Annotated in this window: 1 protein-coding gene; it reads left to right on the forward strand. The window is 74.9% G+C overall.

What is annotated here, in order from left to right:
• Positions 1 to 275: aminotransferase class V-fold PLP-dependent enzyme (locus ACX3VQ_RS12990; RefSeq protein WP_462581466.1), on the forward strand; the 275-nt coding region annotated here is incomplete at both ends.

Raw genomic sequence — 275 nt, forward strand, 5'->3', positions numbered from 1 at the left:
GCTGCGCGAGATCGCCGGCATCCGGATGCTGGGCGACACGGACGCCGCCGAGCGCGTCGCGCTCGTCGCCTTCGACGTCGACGGGGTGCACGCGCACGACGTGGGCCAGTTCCTCGACGCGCGGGGCGTGGCCGTGCGCGTCGGGCACCACTGCGCGCAGCCCCTCCACCGCCGGTTCGGCCTGACGGCATCCGTCCGCGCCTCCGCCGCGCTGTACAACACCGACGCCGACGTCGACGCGTTCCTCGACGCCGTCTCGGGCGTGCGCGGATTCT

This window comes from Altererythrobacter chaiwopuensis, assembly GCF_054957735.1.